This is a genomic window from Lewinella sp. JB7 (assembly GCF_024297185.1).
Lineage (GTDB): Bacteria > Bacteroidota > Bacteroidia > Chitinophagales > Saprospiraceae > Neolewinella.
Window position 1 is genome coordinate 119,631 of record NZ_JANCTD010000005.1, and the last position, 14,901, is coordinate 134,531.

Genomic DNA, 14,901 nt, shown 5'->3' on the forward strand with positions numbered 1-14,901 from the left:
CTAACTAGCAGCAAAGTTGGGGAGCGGGCTCTCCGCGTGCGTAGCGGAGAATCGCGTCGACGATGCGGCGGCGGGGGCTGAACTTGATGCGGGGGAGGGAGGCCTGGGCCTCGACCATGCGTACGAGCTCGGTTACGAGAGCGGGGTCGGCGGCAATAGCGGCCTCGGTGGCTTCAATCTGGTCCTTGTCGGCCTCGCCGTAAACGTAGGCGACTAGGTCTGCTTGGGTAAAAGTTTGCTTCATGAGAAATAGTGTTGTTGAATCAAAGTGTCAAATGAAAGATCGGAATGCGGGACGAAACGTTGCCCGCATCGCTAGAAATATACAGTATTATTCCCTAAACCATTTTTGGGTGCGATAAAGCCCCGTCCAATGTTTACCCCGAACGTAGAGTTCATCGGGTTTATCGTCTGCGTACCAGACGGTGAGTTTATAGGTCGAACCCTTCTGCGGGTCGAGAATGGTGCCACCCTCCCAGGTGGGCTCATTATCATCCGCGGGCTCCAGGTCCTCAATGATAACCATGCCCAAAATGGGACGGTTATGCTTGCTTCCGCTACATTCCGTACAGACGGCCGTTCGATTGTCCGTAAGGATTTCAGCGATCTTACCGCTGTACCGGTCCCCTTCGGGATAAATTTCAACGATGCTTTTAGGCTGCCCGGTATCCTCATCGATGGTTTTCCACCGGCCTACGGGACTCTCCAATTGCCCGAAAGCAACGAAAGAAAGGCACGAGGATACAAGTAAAAGCAAAATTTTCATCGCTTAGTTTGTATCATAACGAGCCATGGGGTGGGCATGGTGTTGAGTTAATGACTTTTATTCCTTATTCCCTCAACTTTATCCCCATAACCTAGCGGCCCGTCACGATCTTACCGTCGGCTCCTCCTACGGTAATTTTGCGGCTGTCCTCGATCCAGACCTTGATTTGCGGGCACGCCTGGTACCGTTCATCGATCTTGATGAAGGTAGAGCTGACCCGTTTCTGGATCCAATCGCTCAGGTACTGTTGCTGCTTGGCGTTCTTGGTAGCATCCTGAATCTTAGCGTAGTCCTGGCTCAGCGTAGCCCGGTGCGGAGAAGTGCGCGATTGCAACTGTACGACCCGGAGCATGGGGTCACCGGCCGGTCCCCGAAATTCCAGCACCTCGCTCAGGGAATCGATCTCCAACTCGTCAATGGCGAAGTACACGTCCGGATCCAGGTCTCCGATCTCAAAGAAGGTGTTTCCGGAGTTCGGGTTGCTCATCCGGCCGTCGTTGTTGTAACTCTGGACTTTATCGTACCCGAAGCGCTTAACGGCGTAGCTGAAGGTGAATGTATCGACCCGAATGAGGTGGGCGATGCTGTCCAGGTACCGCCGGGATTTTTCCATGTCCCCCTCGGTAATTTCGGGTTGCAGCAGAATGTGGCTGACGCGGATCGAATTTCCCCGGCGTCCGTCCAGGCGGATGAGGTGGTAGCCGAACTCACTTTCTACGACGTCGCTGATCTCCCCCAAATCAAGGTTGTAGGCGGCGGCTTCGAATTCGGCTACGAACTTCCCGCGCTTCGTCCAGCCCAGGTCGCCCCCACCGCGGGCACTGCCGTCCGCACTGTTCTTCCGGGCGGCTTCCTCAAAGGTAATGAGGCTATCGAGAATCTGTTGCCGCAGCGTCTGCAGGCGGGCAATCACGGCCTGCTTGGTGCTGTCGTTAGCTTCGGGCTTGACGACGAGTTCGCCGACTTCCACCTCCGAGTTGAAGTAGGGAAGGCTATCGCGGGGAATTTCGGCGAAGAAATTCTTGACCTCCGCCGGAGTGACCTTTACCTCCCGCACCACGGAGGCACGCATCCGGTCGATGGCCAGTTGTTCGCGCAGATCTTCACGGAACTGTTCCTTGGTCGCGGTAATGCTCTGCCCGTAATAGTCCTCGAACTGATTGACGTCGCCGCCCATGTAACTCAGGATTCGGTCAATGCGGGCGTTTAGCTGCTGCTCCACCTCGGCGTCATTGACTTCGATGCTGTCGAGCTTGGACTGGTTGAACAGCAACTTCGCCACCAGGCTCTGGTCAAGAATAGCGCAGCGGGCTTCCGGGGGTAGCGGTTCGTTGGTCTGGGACTGGGCGAGTGCGTACTGCTCCTCGAGATCGGACAGCAGAATATATTCGCTGCCGACGCGGGCGATCACCTCATCGATGACGGCACCTTTCTGGGCGGAGAGGCCGTAGCAGCAAAGACACAGCAGGAGGGTTAGTACGTTATTCATTCCGGTTAACGGTTGGTAAAAAATTCAATGTTATTGCGGTCGAGCTCTCGTTCGAAGATCTCTTCCCGTGCCCGTTCCAGTACTTCCCGCTTTCTACCGTGCAGAATCGCGCGACGCGCCTGATCGATCACGTAGCTGAGGGGCGCGATTTCCATCCGCGGCTTCAGTTCGAAGAGGCGAAAGTAGTACCGATTGGTCCCGTCCAGCTGACTGAACTCCCGTTTGGAGTTCACATTGTCGGCCGTGAGGGTGCCCTCGGGGAGCTGGGCGGCCACGTCTTCCAGGCTGTACCAGGTGGAATCACGCAGAAGAGCGACTTCGGCGTACCGGCGACTGTATTCGGCCAGCGCGGCCGTATCCTGGGGATTGCCGTTGTTCCAGAGGTCCTGCAGCGCCTCTTCTTCCGGGGTGGGGTAGGGTACCCGAATGAAGAAACAACGCACGATGGGCTTCTCCAGTTGGTATTGCTCCTTATTTGCTTCGTAAAACGCCTCGAGTTCGGTCTGCGCGATGGTGCTGTCGAGTTTGGTGCTCACCAGGTGCTCCTCGTAGCTGCTGCGCACCAGGCTGGCCCGGTAGTCGCGTACGAGGCGATCCAGATTAAGGTCGCCGGGAGCGTTCTGTTCGCTTTCCCAGAGCAGTACGGCATCCCGCGCCCAGCGGTTGACGAATGCTTCGATGATCATGGCGCTATCGGCCGTCGTGGCCCGCTCCGGGAACATTCCGTCCATCTCCGACAGGCGTAATTCTCGCTGGTGCACGCGCGCCAGGACGGGATCGGAGGTGTCCACGATGGGTGCCTCCGTACACGATATCAGTAAATACGTGAGGATGACCGTTGCCATCCAGCGGTTTGGCTTCAAGAACGGATCAGTTTATTCAGGACGCTTTTATTCACCTTCACCTCGTACCGCTTCCGCAGTTCTTCCACCCATTCCCGCTCCAGTTGATCCTGATAGTCGGCAATGACGTAGCCCCGGGCTTCGGCAAGTTCCTTACGGCGGGCGGGCAGCATTTCCCGCACGAGTTGGAGCGTGGTAAGTCCCGTTGCGGGATCGATCCGGGCTTCGGTGCGGGCACCGGCTTCGGCGCGCAGTCCTTCCGGCAGCCGGTCTTCTTCGTAAAGGTTTTCTTCCACGCTTACCGCCTGACGCCCGAAGGCCTGCATGGTTTCTTCGGCGGTATGCTCACGCAGGTGGGCCACGACCTCGTCAATCTGGAGGCTGTCGTCGGCCCTCACCGCTACGTTCAGCACCCGTGCGCGGGGGCCGTACCGGTAATCGTCGCGGTGTGCGTCGAAAAAGGCCTGTAGACCGGTGGTGTCCTCCCCCGCCCGGTCCCAAACTTCCAGCTTGGTGGCTTCGAAAAGAAGGATACCCTCCCGGTATTCGCGCATGAGCGCCCGGAATTCCGGAAACTTTTCCTCCAGTTGCTGCTCGGCGTGTGCCTGAACCGCTTCATTCACCCAGCGGTCGTAGAGTTCCGCAGTGGCGCCGGATACGTCGAAGCGGCGTTGGAGACTGGCCCGTAGGCGGGCGTTGCGGTTGAGAAAATCCTCGAAATCGCTTACCCGAAAATCGCGCTCGGCGATCCGGAGTAGGGTGGGGTCGGCGGTGCCGGAGAAGGAGAGCTCCTTCTGGGCATCGAAGAAACTGGAGTCCTGCCCCGCCGCGTATGTTGCCAACCCTTCTTCCATTCTTTCGGTTCCGTATTCTTGCTTCAGGCGTTCCAGCATGGCGCGCTGCGCGTCGGTGTAGCGGGCATCCCGTTTCACGGCCGCCTCCAAAAGAGGGCGTTGCTGGTCCAGGGGTTGTATGCCCCGGCGGGAGATCCGGCGCAGAATGTGAAAGCCGACGGGGCTCTCGACTACGTCACTTACCTGTCCGTCCTCGGTCAGCGCGAAGGCGGCTTCCTCGAAGACCTTGCTGTACCGATTGATTCCGAAGAAACCGATGTAGCCGCCCTGATTCTTGGTCTTGTCATCCTCGCTGTATTCCGCCGCGACGGCCTCGAAGGGCTGCCCGTTCAGGATGGCCTGCCGGGCCTCCTCGGCTTTTTCCCGGGCTTCCTCCGCTCCCGCGTCCCCGCCTTTACGCACGATGATGTGGGCAATTTCGACCTCACCGTAGGCGGGGCGGGTGGCGTGCTTGACGAACAGGTGGTAGCCGGCCGCCGTCCGTACGGGCCCGAGTACCCGGTCGGTGGGGGCGGCATACAGCGCTTTCTCCAGGGGGTACATTCCGTTGGGCAGCGGGGCGCTGACGAAGCCGATCCGCCCCCCCCGGGGCTTGCTGTAGGTATCTTCGCTCAGGGAGGCGGCCAGCTCGGCAAAGTTGTCGGGGGTGAGCCGCTCCCGAATTTCGGTTGCCCGCCGGAACACGGCTAGCGTGTCCGCCGGATCGTCAGAGGAGATCTTGAGGAGTAGGTGACTGAAGTCCACGTCCTCTTGCTGGTGACCGTACAGTTCTTCCGTAAGCCGGTCGGTCACCTCCCGGTCGATGAGGTAGTTGTCGGCCAGCTGCTTGCGATAACCTTCCAGTTCGTTTTGCAGGGCCGTGATGGTGTCGAGGCCCATGTCGCGCGCCCGTGCCACCTTTAGTTTGAAGCGCTCGTAGAGGTCGAGATACTCCATAACGCTTTCCCGACTAAAGGTGGCCTCCTCCCCGTTGGTCTTGCTGTAGATGTAGCGAAACTCCCCGACCGTGACGGGATCTCCGTTCACGGAAAAGAGTACGTCACTGTCCCGCTGCGCGAGCAGGGGGTAGGTGAATAGTAAGGAAGCTGCGAGCCCGAAGAAGTATTTGATCATTGGTGTCTGTTAATGCCGTCGCAAATAAAAAGGCCCGTGGGGGCCGCAAAAGTAACCATTTTCACCGGGTGCTTATTGCGGTCTCCCTACCTTGCGGCGTGTCACTGAAGAAGCTCTCGGGCGAAACCCTGGTCTACGGTCTCAGCAGCATTCTGGGTCGCTTGCTCAATTTCGCCCTGGTTACCCCCTTCATCACCCGGGTAATGACGGAGGGCGAGGTTGGCGAGGTTGGCAACCTGATGTTCTGGACGGCCCTCCTGATCGCTCTGCTGGTCTTCCGGATGGACACCGCCGTGTTTCGCTTCGCCAGTCGGGGAGAGTACGATCCGCGCGACGTGTTCCGGCGTGCCCAGCGGCTGGTCATCGTCCTAACGTGCGCCGTCATCGGTCCGCTGCTCGCCTTTTCCGATCCCATTGCCGAGTTGCTGGAGGCTCCCCGGGCCGCCACCTACGTACAACTGGTGCTGATCACGATCGCCTTCGACGCCCTGAGCGCGGTGCCCCTGGCACGGCTGCGACTACAGCAGCGCTCGTGGTTCTTCGTTGCCGTAAATCTGGGCAACGTGGTCGTGAATATCCTGCTGATCTACTTCCTCCTGTACTACCTGCCGTCGTACGCACCCGACTACTTCGAACCGTCTTTCCGGGTCGGTTACTACCTGATCTCGATTGCGGCGGCCGCCGGACTGCGCTACCTGGTTTTGTTGCTGGACGGGTTCCGACAACCCCGCTCGGCCGCCCGCGGAGACCTGCTGGACGATCTCAGCACCACCGTTCGGGCCCCGACCCTGCGCCGGCTGCTGCGTTACAGCCTTCCCCTCACGGTCGTTTCCGTGGCCGGCATCGCCAACGCCCTCGCCGGGCCGAGTATTCTGATCGACTACGACGATGCCCTGGCCGGGTACTTCACCGCGGCCCTGCGGATGGCCGTCTTCCTGAATCTCTTCGTCACGGCTTACCAGTACGCCGCCGAGCCCTTTTTCTTCCGGCAGTCGGGTGCTGATCTGGCGACCGCCGACCGGGGTATCTACGCGGATGCCATGCGGGCGTACGGCCTGGTGGGAACGCTGGGCAGCGCGGGCATCATTCTGGGGCTTCCGTGGTTGCAGTACTTCATCGGGCCCGACGTGCGGCCCGGACTGGTGGTGTTGCCCATACTGCTGGCCGCCAACTTCCTCTTCGGCATCTACAGCAACCTGAGCATTGCCTATAAGCTGACCGACCAGACCTTTCTCGGGGGGGTAATCGCCGCGATCGGCACCGTCTTCGCGGTCGGCGGCCCCCTGTTCTTTACCGCACGCTACGGCATCTACGCGCCGGCGGTGGGCATGCTGCTCTGTTTTCTGGTCATGTGCATCCTCGCCAACCTGGTTTCCCGACGCTACTTTCGGGTGGACTATCCCTTCGGCCGCCTGCTTGTTTACGCGGTCCTGGCCGTGGGCGCCTGCCTGCTGGGAGAACAGTCCACGGCCCTGTGGTGGCGGGTACTGCTGCTCCTGGCGCTGGTGGCCGCGCTCGGCCTGATGGAACGGAAATGGCTCCGTCGTACATTTACGGGCGGGGCCGCAGGAGCGGTGTAAATCCAGTTGAAAAGCCATGTTTCCCAGAATACTTCCCCTTGCTATTTTAACCCTGCTGCTGGCCGGGTGCGCGGTACCCTTTAAAAAACGGAGCCTCCTCGTCATCGGCGACAGCAACGGGGCCGCCGCCCAGGGTTGGGTGGCCCAGCTGCAACAGATCCGGGGCGGGGGGCCGCTGGTGAATACCTCCGTCTCCGGCAACACCTTCGGCTTCCCGGACGACGGGGTGGAGCGTAATACCCTGGAAAACCTGACCCCCTACCTGCGGCGGGGGTACGCCGAAATGGGTGCCATCGATGAGATCATTATCGCACTGGGCACTAACGACTGTAAGGAAAAGTTTGCCGACCGGCGGGAAGAGATCGGCCGGCACCTGCAAACACTGCTTCAACGCACGCGGGCCTTCTTCGCGGAGCGCGGACAGGAAGTGCCCCGGATCGTGCTCGTAACGCCCCCGCCGGCGGGGGCGGACGACCGCGTGAGCACCGAATTTCGGGGGGTGAAGGCGTGTACCGCCACCCTGAGTGATTTCCTGCGCGAGATTGCCGTCGGGGAGGGCTACTGCGTCGCAGACCTGCAGCAAAAGCCCGGCGATGCCGTGTTGGTACATTCCGACGACGGTATTCACTTCACCGCGCAGGGATACCGGATGCTTGCCCGGAGTATCGTCAGTGCCTGCTACTAACGCCGGCTACCCTCCACGTCATTGGGTTCGGCTTCACTGAGTACGAGGGGGATCTCCCGGCGTACCCGTTGTTTCTGCGCATCGCTAAGGAATTCGTATGCCTTCGCGTAGCGTCGGTGAGATTCTTCGTCCCACAGGTCACGGTACGCCGCTAATAGCGCATCGTACACCGTGATATAGCGGGTATAGGAGGTGCTGCGGTCGTGCACCAGGCTCACGACGGCCTGCCGCGGATTGCGGCCGGGCGTATGTACGAACGCTCGGAGACGATCGGACAATTCGCTGACCCGTGCCCGGTCTTGTCCGATAAGGAGCTCGTCTCGTGCGTTGACCACGACCGAGAGGACGTGGGGTGTAGCCTGCGGCGGCCGGGCCGGATCCCAGGGCGGCAATTTCACGAGTACGCCGCTCTCGTTAGCGATCGTGGTAGTGACCAGGAAGAAGATGAGCAACAAAAAGGCGATGTCGGCCATGGAGCCGGCATTCACGGCGGGGGACTCCCGGCGCGGCGTGCGGTCATGCATAGTGAAAGATTTGCTTTCCCGGGAGATGCGGGAATGACCGGCGGTGGCGGCCGATTCCGCGTTTATTCCTCCGCGTTCAGCCTTCCCCCGCAGTACTTGCAGTATACGGCGTCGTCGTCGTGGCCCTCCTTGGCACAGAAGCGGCAGACCTGGGTATTGGTCCGGTAGCGGGTACGCTTTTCCTTCATCATTTCGCTGGTGACGATGCCGGTCGGTACGGCGATGATCGCGTAGCCGATGATCATCACGACGGCGGAGAGGAATTGCCCGACCTGAGTCTGGGGGGTAATGTCACCGTAGCCGACGGTGGTGATGGTTACGATTGCCCAGTACACCGCCCGGGGAATGGAGGAAAAGCCGTCGTTGGAGCCCCCCTCGATGAGGTACATGATGGCGCCGATGATGATGACCAGTAAAGTGACGGCGAATAGGAATACGGCAATTTTATTCCGACTATCCTTGAGCGAACGTCGTAGTTGATCGCCTTCACTCAGGTAGTGGCCGAGTTTGAAAACCCGGAAAATGCGCATGAGTCGCAGAATGCGGATAATCAAAAAATACTGGCTGTTGGGGATCAGTAAGCTCAGGTAGGACGGTAGAATGGCCATAATGTCGACGATCCCGTAGAAACTCAGGGCGTACTTCATGGGGCGCACCGTGACCCAGAGCCGCAGGCCGTATTCGATGGTAAACACGATGGTCAGAAACCACTCCGTGTAGAAGAAAAGCTTACCGTACCGCTGATTCCAGTCTTCGGAACTCTCCAGCATGACCGCTACGATCGATATACCAATGAAAATCATCAGCACGATATCGAAATACCTCCCCGTGCGGGTGTCGGCTTCGAATATGATCTCGTGAATGCGGTCGCGTAACCTGCGGTTGGGCATAAAGGAGGGAAGGATGGTGGGTCAAGGTAAGCAATTAGGTCGCCTCATCCCGCGCTTCGCCGGGGAAGAACGTCGCTAAACGGTATGCGCACCCGCACCTGCGTCCCCGCCGCCTCCCCGTCCGGGTGGTACAGGTCGATAATCTCTACCCAGTTGGTCTGCTCATCCGAGAGCAACTGTAGGCGCGATTCGGTGATCTCGGTTCCGCGCGACTGGTGGTGGATCCGGGTTTCGTCGCGGGCCTGGGCCTCCCGTACCTTTACCCGTCCGATGCCGTCGTCGGTCACGGTAGCCAAAAGGTGATCGTCGCCGTCGGGCATAAAGCGGACGTCGATGTGACCGCTGGGTTGCCCCCGCAGTCCGTGTTCGATGGCGTTCTCGACGTAGGGCTGCAGGATCATGGTCGGGATACCGATGATGTCCTCTTCCAGTTCTCCGCTCAGGTAGACCTCGTACGTCAGTTGCCCCTCGAACCGTAGGTGACGGTTGATCTCCAGGTAGTCGGTGAGAAATTTTCGTTCTTCTTCCAGGCTGATGTACTCGCGATTGGTGTACTCCAGGCTCTGGCGCATCAGCATGGCAAACTTAGCCAGGTACTTACTGGCGGTCGCGGCATTGTTGGTCGAGATGAACGACTGGATGCTGTTAAGGGCGTTGTAGAGGAAGTGGGGGTTCATCTGCGCGCGCAGGGCACGCAGTTTCAGCTGGCTGGCGCGCAGTTTTAACTGCTTATTCTCCTGCTCCCGCTCCTCGGCCCGGAACTGGGCGGCGAACTGCTGCTGCCGCATAATGTCGATCTGCTTGTGGAAGCGCAGATTGTACTGATCGTAAGTGCAATGGTGACGGTAAGCCGCTTCGAAATCCTTCGTGTTCGCGTAAGCGATTGAGAGGTAGAGGTAGGCGTCAGCTACCATACTTAGAAGACGGGGATCGCTGGTCGTGTCGTCCACCCCCGCGACGGGCAGCGTTCGGTGGAGCTGCTCGATGGCCGGAATCCACTCGTCGTTGTTCATGAGCAGGGTAGCGCGCATGAAGCCGATGCTGGCCAATTCGACGCGTTCGGGAAGCCGCTCGGCGCGGTACAGTTCTTCGGCCCGGTCGAGGTAGCGGGAGGCCTGATCCGCCTGGCCCAGGTGATGGTAACAGCCCCCCAGGTTGGCGTAGGCCGCCGCCAGCGCGCTGGTCGAACCGTTGGCCTGACTGTCTACGATGGACTGGAAGTAGGCGAGGGCTTCCGCATACTCCCCCGCGGAGACCAATTCCTTTCCGAGGTTGAGTTGGTGCCAGGGTAGACGGGCGCGTAGTCCGATCCGCTCGCAGCGTTGGATGGCCTTTTCGAAGGCCGCGACGGCAAGCTCCGTTTCGCCGCTGTTCTGGTAGACCGAACCGATGCCCGACTGCGTGAGGGAGTAGAAATAGTGATCCTTGGGGGTCAGTTCGAAGGTACCACCGGTGAGTAGGTTCTCCGCCTCCAGGAACTTGATGGTGGCTTTCGGGTAGCTGAAGTACAGCAAGTAAAGATAACCGTGGCGGCAGGCGGCCTGGGCCCGTAGCCGATCGCTGGGGTAGGATTCCAGCAGGCGGTAGCAGCGGTCGAGGTAGTTGCCGGCCGCTTCCGTTTCTCCCTGATTGCTGAGGTGACCGGTATAGGCGAGGTATATCTCGAGGCGATCGGCGATATCTCCCCGCTCCTCGGCGATGGCCAGCGCCGAACGGTAGGGTGCATCGGCCTGCTCGTAGCGGTATTCCTGGCTTTCGAGATTCGCCAGGGCGAGGTAGTAATTGAAGCGATAGTCGCGGCCGGTAGAATTTTCCAGGGGCGGAAGTTCGGCGGCGAATTCCCCGAGTAGTCGTAGTTGTTCGGTCAGAAGCTCCCTCGCCCGGCGGGGGCGGGTGTAGACGTACTGACGGAGCAGGGAATCAATCAGGTCGATCCGATCGGGCCCTGCGGGCACACCGTCGGGGGTGGCCCCAAGCGCATCCGGTCCCGACGGTGGCGCGTCGCGGTCGAACATAGCTGGATCCGGAGTCGTGGAACGGACGGTCTTACTGGGGCATGATGCCGCCACAGACCCGCCGGAACCAGTAGCCGCGACGTTTGCCGCCGGTTACCTGATCCATGGTGTCCCGATCCAGTACATTGATCTTCTGATCTCGTTTGAGTTCTTCGATCGTTTTCTTGCCATTTTGCGCCATGAGACGGTGGTGATTATTTGGTATTCAGTATTTCCTAAAAGATGCCGCCCAAATATAGGGGCTGGCCCTCAGTAAGCTACCGACCAAAAATAGTGAATATATCCTATTCGTTTATAAAACATCCTGCAGCATCCGCAGCTGCGTCATAAAGGCGGGACGGCGCCGGCGACTGACTTCGATGCGCATGTCGTCGTCCATCACCAGGTACCCACCTTCCCCCTTAACGAACTTCTTCATGTAGTTCATATTGATGACGTGTCTTTTATGAACTCGGTAGAAATTGAAGGGGGCCAGCATATCCTCGTAGAGTTTAATGGTCTTGGAGGCGGTGATGCGCTGAGCGCCGGACAGATAGATGTGGGTATAATTATCCTCGGCCTCGAAGCGGATGATATCCCGAATCTTAACGAAGTGGATGCCGTCGACCCCACCGATGCTCAATTTGTCGAAGGCATTGGGGTGGTTCTGGTACTGACGCATGATCTCCAGCCGCTCGTCCGTACGGGCCAGCTGCCGGGGTTTTACGCGGCTGACGGCCTCGATGAGGCAGTCCGGATCGATGGGTTTCAGGATGTAACCGATGCTCGAGTAGTTACACGCCTTCATGGCGAACTGATCGTAGGCCGTAACGAATATGATGTCGAAGTTAATGGGACGCAGCCGTTCCAGGAGCTGAAAGACCTTCCCATCGCCCAGGTTGATGTCCAGAAAGGCGAGGTCGGGATTGATGTCATCCCGTTCGAAGAGCCGGCAGCCCGATTCCACGCCGTCCGCCTCCCCGATCACTTCCACGTCCCCGCAGTGGAGGTTGAGCATCTGCTTCAGGTTGATCAGGCCCTTGCGTTCGTCCTCAATGATCACGGCGTTCAGCAGCATATAATTCGGTTGTAGTTTAAGATTGTCCAAAACTACGAAATGCGATTCGGAGAGCGTTTGGTCTGCCCAAATTGAATTTAACCTCTAAAACGCTGCTGACGAACGCCTACTGTGCGGGTTTGGTAACCGGAATGCGACCGTCTACCTGAAGGACCCGGGCACTGGAAAAGCCGGCGTCACTCTCCAGGCCGTAGCCGGTAATGATGTAATCCGGTTGGGTGAGGACCACGAATTTGTTGGTGTAGATCATTTCGCGTTGCTCGTCCCAGTTCAGCTCCTCGGTCTCCAGTCGTTGCTGGTCGGCCGACTCCCAGACCACGCTGTCCCGCACGGTGATGAGGTTGTTGCGGCGACGGTAGACGCCCTCGTGTGCAACCAGGGTGCTGGTGGTGTCCTGATACTCGTCTAAAAAGAAAGCAATAACGCCGTCGGGGAATTCCTGGCGGGGATCGGCGGGCGAAAGGTAGTTATACATCGTGGGCGCCTCCAGGATCAGGCGGATACGGGCGGAATCGCTGTACAGGATCCGTACACCGCGGGCCACTTCGACCTGGTCGTCCAGGACTTCTTCGAGGCGCGCCACATCGGCCGGGTCGTTCACGCAACCCAGGACGAATAGGAATAGGAAAGCTACCGCTACCCGGAAACGCATCATGCGTTCAGGGTGGCGGGTATTGCGTGAAGATATCCGTACAGCTCCGGCGTTTCGGGTACGAAGGCCTGGTTGGCTTTGTACAGGTAGACGACCAGGATCACGAACAGGAGAAAGGCGATAAAGCTGCCCATAAGTACATAACCCTTAATGCCAGCTTGCTTGATTTCAGACATCTTAATTCATTTTTCCGCTAACGGTGGGCGGGGGTTGATTAACGGCGGTTGTTGCATTCGGTGCTGATCCGCTGATCCTCTACGTCTACGTCGGCGCGCATTCCGTTGAGCAACTGCTGGGATACGCGGCTACGGCTGGTGGCGTTGATCGCCATACGTGCTCCGGGCAGATTTCCGCTGTTGCCGGCGGGAGCATCGGAGAGGGGCTTTATCAGAAAAACTCCGCCGTTGCCGACGATGGGTTGACTGACCTGGTTAGTGGCCAGCGTGCTGGCGGCGGCAATCACCTTAGGTTCGGCACCGATGCCCTGGGGCAGACTGCTGAGCGTGAAGTTAACGGCGTTCAGGGTATCGATGACGGCATCGTACCGGGTCGCAACCGCGCTGAGATCCAGACCGGCCATGGCCTCGGCCAGCTTGCGGCCCTTCAGGCGATCGCGGACCGTACCCTCGATGGTTTCACGGACGGCGGCCACGGGAGCCATACCCTTCGGTAGAATGTTCGCCAATCCGACCACCACGTACTTGTTTTCGTAGAAGTAATTTTCGTCGGTAAAGGTGTACACGAATCCACTGACGTCTCCCTTATCGGCACCGAACGCCCAGCAGATCATGTCCCGTACGTCCTGACCGCTTCCCAGGTTGGGAATGAAGTAGGTACCGATGTCGAGCGGACTCGTGGTTTCCAGGCGCATACCCTGCGCTTCGGCGGCGGCGCGCATCTCATCCAGACTCTTCAGACCAGTCAGGAACTCTTCGGCTCTGGCCCGGGCGGCCAATTCGGTTTCGTTGCTGGGGATCATCGGCTCGGTAGCGTACGCCACCTTCACCCGGGGGGTGGTACCCCGGCTACGCCGTACGATCTGTAGTAGTTGGACTCCGGTCGGGGTGGTTACTTTGTACCAACGCCCCGTCTCCCCGCTGATGAAGGCGACGCGGTCCACGGATTGTGCCAGTTGGCCGGGTTGCACGTTCTCCAGCACACCGTTCGTGGCGATGGTGCGGGGATCGCGATTGAATTCGGTGGCCAGATCGGCAAACTTGTCGGGGGCGGTCTCCACCACGTTCTGCAGGCTGTCGATCAGACGGTTAGCTTCGGTGAATTGAGCGGGGATAGTGGCGTTCCTGACGATTCTGCGCAGGGTTACGCTGTCCGCCATTTCGCGGCGGTCGATCACCTTAGCTACGGCCATGAGCTGGCCTTCGACGAATGGTCCGTACACGTCTCCGACGGCTACATCGTTCATCAATGCCGCGGCGATGGAAGGCGCCAGTTGATCCTCGGTGGCGTAGGTGCCGGTATACGATCCGTTAGCGGCGAGGGCAAACAGGCTGTCGTCGCGGGTCGCGGTTTGCTTCCACTCGTCGGCAATGTCCTGCATGAGGGTGCGGATTGCCGTAGAATCTTCCCGGGTCGCGTCGACGGCGAAGGAGACATAGGAAAGTTGCCGCGTTTCCTCCAGGTTGTCGAAGTTGCTGCGGTACTCTTCTACGTAAGCCTGGAGGTCGGCGTCGGTCACTTCGACCTCATCGTTGTCCAGTTCGTCGAAGGGGATGCGCACGACGGCCACGCGGCGGTTTCCGGATTGCTGGTCGGCGTATTCCTGGGCCATCCAGCTGGGAGCGTACATGGCTTTAGAGACGAGCGCGCTGAGCTTTTCCTGCAGGCGTTGGGTACTTACCTGGCGGTTCTGGTACTTCCAGATATCGACAAAATTGGGGGGGAGTTCGCGGGCCGCGATGCCTTCCTCGATGGAATTCTCGTCGATTCGTGCCCGCACGCGGTTGAGGAGTTGAGCGTCGACCTGGCCGGTCTGGCGATCGCCGTACGTCTGACGAATGACCGGACTGTAACGGGGCCCGTAGGTAAGTTCGTCCAGTTCGGGCTTGGTAACGGTGAGTCCGAGACGGTCGGTTTCGTTGCGGATGAGCCCCTCACTGAGGTAAAAGTTCCAGAGGTTGTCCCGGCTCTGGTAAGCATCGGCGCTCGTGCCGGCTACGCCCAGCGTACGCTCGAAGTCGTTGCGCTCGATCTCTACTTCCCCGACCCGGGCCATAACGGCTTCAGCCGGGCCGATGGGGCCGCTGTTGCCGCTGTTCATGATGTCCGAAAGGACAAATAACAGAATGCCCCCTCCGATGAAGAGGAGCACGAGAATCGGGTTGCTTCTAATCTTACCAATCAGTGCCATACAGTAACTTCTAAGTTTGTTCCGTCCGCTTGCGGAAGGGCCGCGAAGATACTACAATTTTCAGCG

15 protein-coding genes are annotated in these 14,901 nt (G+C 59.2%); 2 read left to right on the forward strand and 13 right to left on the reverse strand.

Annotated elements, in window-relative coordinates:
* Positions 1-4 precede the first annotated feature (4 nt).
* The 5 genes from NMA52_RS10640 to NMA52_RS10660 all read right to left on the reverse strand — a co-directional run bounded on the left by NMA52_RS10640 (position 5) and on the right by NMA52_RS10660 (position 5,064).
* Complete coding sequence (locus tag NMA52_RS10640) at positions 5-244, reverse strand: hypothetical protein (RefSeq protein ID WP_254827645.1); 240 nt, start codon at positions 242-244, stop codon at positions 5-7.
* An 87-nt stretch (positions 245-331) separates the two neighbouring features.
* Entirely contained in the window at positions 332-766 is a 435-nt protein-coding gene (locus NMA52_RS10645) for a DUF2147 domain-containing protein (RefSeq protein ID WP_254827646.1), read from the reverse strand.
* Positions 767-857: 91 nt separating this feature from the next.
* A complete protein-coding gene (locus NMA52_RS10650; RefSeq protein WP_254827647.1) occupies positions 858-2,255 on the reverse strand; it encodes a peptidylprolyl isomerase in 1,398 nt (465 codons plus the stop codon).
* 5 nt (positions 2,256-2,260) lie between these two features.
* Entirely contained in the window at positions 2,261-3,118 is an 858-nt protein-coding gene (locus NMA52_RS10655; RefSeq protein WP_254827648.1) for a hypothetical protein, read from the reverse strand.
* Complete coding sequence (locus NMA52_RS10660; protein ID WP_254827649.1) at positions 3,115-5,064, reverse strand: peptidylprolyl isomerase; 1,950 nt, start codon at positions 5,062-5,064, stop codon at positions 3,115-3,117. The genes NMA52_RS10655 and NMA52_RS10660 overlap by 4 nt, the downstream gene beginning before the upstream one ends.
* A 98-nt stretch (positions 5,065-5,162) precedes the next feature.
* On the opposite strand from NMA52_RS10660, the gene NMA52_RS10665 reads away from it, so the two are divergent.
* Together NMA52_RS10665 and NMA52_RS10670 are read left to right on the forward strand one after the other, a co-directional pair.
* The gene (locus NMA52_RS10665) at positions 5,163-6,644 is read left to right on the forward strand and encodes a lipopolysaccharide biosynthesis protein (RefSeq protein WP_254827650.1); all 1,482 of its coding nucleotides are present in this window, start codon (positions 5,163-5,165) and stop codon (positions 6,642-6,644) included.
* 16 nt (positions 6,645-6,660) lie between these two features.
* On the forward strand, positions 6,661-7,329 hold the full coding sequence (locus NMA52_RS10670) for a GDSL-type esterase/lipase family protein (protein WP_254827651.1): 669 nt from the start codon (positions 6,661-6,663) through the stop codon (positions 7,327-7,329).
* On the opposite strand, the gene NMA52_RS10675 is transcribed toward NMA52_RS10670, so the two are convergent.
* The 8 genes from NMA52_RS10675 to NMA52_RS10710 form a co-directional block, all read right to left on the reverse strand.
* Positions 7,326-7,853 (reverse strand): biopolymer transporter ExbD, encoded by a 528-nt coding sequence (locus NMA52_RS10675; RefSeq protein ID WP_254827652.1) that lies wholly within the window; start codon positions 7,851-7,853, stop codon positions 7,326-7,328. The genes NMA52_RS10670 and NMA52_RS10675 overlap by 4 nt on opposite strands.
* A gap of 62 nt (positions 7,854-7,915) precedes the next feature.
* Positions 7,916-8,743, reverse strand: coding sequence for an ion transporter (locus NMA52_RS10680; protein ID WP_254827653.1), 828 nt, complete (start codon positions 8,741-8,743; stop codon positions 7,916-7,918).
* Between the two features lie 44 nt (positions 8,744-8,787).
* Complete coding sequence (locus NMA52_RS10685) at positions 8,788-10,758, reverse strand: histidine kinase (protein ID WP_254827654.1); 1,971 nt, start codon at positions 10,756-10,758, stop codon at positions 8,788-8,790.
* 31 nt (positions 10,759-10,789) lie between these two features.
* Positions 10,790-10,939: a hypothetical protein gene (locus NMA52_RS10690; protein ID WP_254827655.1), complete on the reverse strand. Its 150-nt coding sequence runs from the start codon at positions 10,937-10,939 to the stop codon at positions 10,790-10,792.
* Between the two features lie 111 nt (positions 10,940-11,050).
* On the reverse strand, positions 11,051-11,815 hold the full coding sequence (locus tag NMA52_RS10695) for a LytTR family DNA-binding domain-containing protein (RefSeq protein WP_254827656.1): 765 nt from the start codon (positions 11,813-11,815) through the stop codon (positions 11,051-11,053).
* A 106-nt stretch (positions 11,816-11,921) separates the two neighbouring features.
* Complete coding sequence (gene lptC, locus NMA52_RS10700) at positions 11,922-12,470, reverse strand: LPS export ABC transporter periplasmic protein LptC (protein WP_254827657.1); 549 nt, start codon at positions 12,468-12,470, stop codon at positions 11,922-11,924.
* Positions 12,467-12,643, reverse strand: a complete 177-nt coding sequence (locus NMA52_RS10705) for a hypothetical protein (protein ID WP_254827658.1) — start codon at positions 12,641-12,643, stop codon at positions 12,467-12,469. The genes lptC and NMA52_RS10705 overlap by 4 nt, the downstream gene beginning before the upstream one ends.
* Positions 12,644-12,681: 38 nt before the next feature.
* A complete protein-coding gene (locus NMA52_RS10710) occupies positions 12,682-14,835 on the reverse strand; it encodes a SurA N-terminal domain-containing protein (protein ID WP_254827659.1) in 2,154 nt (717 codons plus the stop codon).
* Positions 14,836-14,901 lie beyond the last annotated feature (66 nt).

What these genes read in the sequence shown, in the direction of transcription:
- NMA52_RS10690 (WP_254827655.1), bottom strand. Translation starts at nt 10,939, where the DNA reads ATGGCGCAAAATGGCAAGAAAACGATCGAAGAACTCAAACGAGATCAG.
- NMA52_RS10680 (WP_254827653.1), bottom strand. Translation starts at nt 8,743, where the DNA reads ATGCCCAACCGCAGGTTACGCGACCGCATTCACGAGATCATATTCGAA.
- NMA52_RS10660 (WP_254827649.1), bottom strand. Translation starts at nt 5,064, where the DNA reads ATGATCAAATACTTCTTCGGGCTCGCAGCTTCCTTACTATTCACCTAC.
- NMA52_RS10705 (WP_254827658.1), bottom strand. Translation starts at nt 12,643, where the DNA reads ATGTCTGAAATCAAGCAAGCTGGCATTAAGGGTTATGTACTTATGGGC.
- NMA52_RS10670 (WP_254827651.1), top strand. Translation starts at nt 6,661, where the DNA reads ATGTTTCCCAGAATACTTCCCCTTGCTATTTTAACCCTGCTGCTGGCC.
- NMA52_RS10650 (WP_254827647.1), bottom strand. Translation starts at nt 2,255, where the DNA reads ATGAATAACGTACTAACCCTCCTGCTGTGTCTTTGCTGCTACGGCCTC.
- NMA52_RS10675 (WP_254827652.1), bottom strand. Translation starts at nt 7,853, where the DNA reads ATGCATGACCGCACGCCGCGCCGGGAGTCCCCCGCCGTGAATGCCGGC.
- lptC (WP_254827657.1), bottom strand. Translation starts at nt 12,470, where the DNA reads ATGATGCGTTTCCGGGTAGCGGTAGCTTTCCTATTCCTATTCGTCCTG.
- NMA52_RS10685 (WP_254827654.1), bottom strand. Translation starts at nt 10,758, where the DNA reads ATGTTCGACCGCGACGCGCCACCGTCGGGACCGGATGCGCTTGGGGCC.
- NMA52_RS10640 (WP_254827645.1), bottom strand. Translation starts at nt 244, where the DNA reads ATGAAGCAAACTTTTACCCAAGCAGACCTAGTCGCCTACGTTTACGGC.
- NMA52_RS10695 (WP_254827656.1), bottom strand. Translation starts at nt 11,815, where the DNA reads ATGCTGCTGAACGCCGTGATCATTGAGGACGAACGCAAGGGCCTGATC.
- NMA52_RS10645 (WP_254827646.1), bottom strand. Translation starts at nt 766, where the DNA reads ATGAAAATTTTGCTTTTACTTGTATCCTCGTGCCTTTCTTTCGTTGCT.
- NMA52_RS10710 (WP_254827659.1), bottom strand. Translation starts at nt 14,835, where the DNA reads ATGGCACTGATTGGTAAGATTAGAAGCAACCCGATTCTCGTGCTCCTC.